At 75.1% G+C, this 1,796-nt stretch carries 2 protein-coding genes; both read right to left on the minus strand.

Annotated features, from left to right (window positions below; all coding sequences use genetic code 11):
• Nucleotides 1–1,004 (minus strand): DNA polymerase Y family protein (locus C1J00_RS42855; protein WP_102914171.1); only part of this gene is annotated, 1,004 nt, incomplete at its 3' end.
• Nucleotides 1,001–1,796, minus strand: a 796-nt coding sequence (locus C1J00_RS42860) for an OB-fold nucleic acid binding domain-containing protein (RefSeq protein WP_342751818.1), incomplete at its 5' end; no start/stop codon positions are given. The genes C1J00_RS42860 and C1J00_RS42855, both read right to left, overlap by 4 nt.

The following is a 1,796-nucleotide window of genomic DNA, read 5'->3' on the forward strand; positions in this document are numbered from 1 at the left end:
CCTAGTCCCCCGGGCATCACCGCCCGCGGCCCGAACTTCGCCCGCGCGCGGTCCGCGACCTCCTCGATGCGGCGGACCTTCTCGTCCACCGGGTCGAAGGTCAGCTGGTGGGAGGCCTGGTCGGCGGGGTCGAGCCCCTCGGCGCGCAGGGCGATCGCGCGGACCCGGGCGCGTTGCAGGCCGAGGGCCTCGTACATGCCGTACGCGGTCCGGGTCAGCGCCGGGGAATGTGCGGTCGGCTCGGGCAGGGTGCGGCTGCGGGTGGTGGCGATGGGGGTCCCCCCGCTCGAGCCTGTTCGAGAGTGGGGGAGGTCGGCGTAGCGCACGGTCAGGGTGAGTGTGCGGCAGACCTTCTCCAGGGCGCGCAGCCGGGCGCCGATCTCCTCGGCGGCCGACAGCAGGGCACGGCGGTGGCGGTCCGGGTCCAGTTCGTCGCGGGCGAAGGGGCGTTCCGTGGCGAGGGAGCGGGAGACTGCGTTCGGGACGACCCGGCCGCGGTCGACACCGCTCGCCTTCTCGCGCAGCTCGCGGCCGGCCTTCGCGCCGATCAGCCGCTGCAGTGTGGACAGCGGTGCGGCGGCGACCCGGCCGAGGGTGTCGAGGCCGTAGTCGCCCAGCGTGCGGGCGGTCGCGGCGCCCACACCGGGCAGCGCCGCGACGGGCTTGTCCGCGAGGAACTCCGCGATGGCGTCCGGCTCGCCGGGCACCGTACGCGTCACACCGGGCGCGGCGTCGCGCAGCGCCATCCTGGCCAGCATCGGCCCGGGCCCGGCCCCGATCAGACAGTCGACGCCGTGGAGCGCGAGCGACCGCACCCGGATCACCGAGGCCAGTTCGACGGCGTCCCGCCCGAAGTACCGCTCGGCGCCGCGCAGGTCGGCCAGCGCCCCGTCCGGCGGCAGGGCCTGGACCACGGGCGTGAACTCCTCCAGCATCCCGAGCAGACGGGGCAGATCCGCCTCGCTCGCCGGAGGCAGCTGGAAACATACGCAGAGGATGGTCATCCCGCACTCCCCGGACTCTGGTGCCACAACTTTCTTCCGACCGCCGCGGGCCCTTCCCCCGCGGGACGCAGATCGGCCCAGGGGTGCATCTCGTACCCCGTGGCCATGCGGATCTTCCGCTGCTCCATTGGGTCCTGGGCCGCGGAACCCGTCGGCGCGGGCGCCCCTTCCGAGCCGGCGAGCCGCCGGCGCACGGCCCCGTCACCGTCGTCGCCGGAACCACCGGAATCACCGCCACCGGCCAGCCGGGCCGCGACTCCCTCCAGCCCCTCCTCCCGGCGTACGTCCAGCAGGTCCGCGAGGTTCCAGGCGGCGGCGCCCACCACGCTGAGGCTGCGCGGGCCGCGGCGCTGCACCACCCCGCGCACCAGCAGCAGCCAGGAGTGGAAGACGGTGTGGGCGCAGGCGTCGTGGGAGTCGTCGAAGAAGGCGAGGTCGACCAGGCCCGTGCCGTCGTCCAGGGTGGAGAAGATGACGCGCTTGCCGGACCGGATCGGCGGCGTCTGCGTGGCCGCCTTGGCGCCCGCGACCAGCACCGTCTCCCCGTGCCGGGCCTCGCGCAGCCGCCGCGCCGACACCACGCCGAGCTCGTCGAGGAACGTCCGGTGATCGTCCATCAGGTTCCGCGAGGCGTCCATGGACAGCACGCCCAGCTCGGCGCTGAGCCGCTCCGAGGAGGTGAGGTCGGGCAGTCCGGCCGGTGCGGTCTCGCGCCCCCCGGCCAGGGGGAGCTGGCCGCCGCGATCTGCAACTGCATCTGACCGAGCTGCAGCGGGGCGCCCGGGGCGGGGG

The sequence above is a fragment of the Streptomyces cahuitamycinicus genome (genome assembly GCF_002891435.1).
GTDB lineage: Bacteria > Actinomycetota > Actinomycetes > Streptomycetales > Streptomycetaceae > Streptomyces > Streptomyces cahuitamycinicus.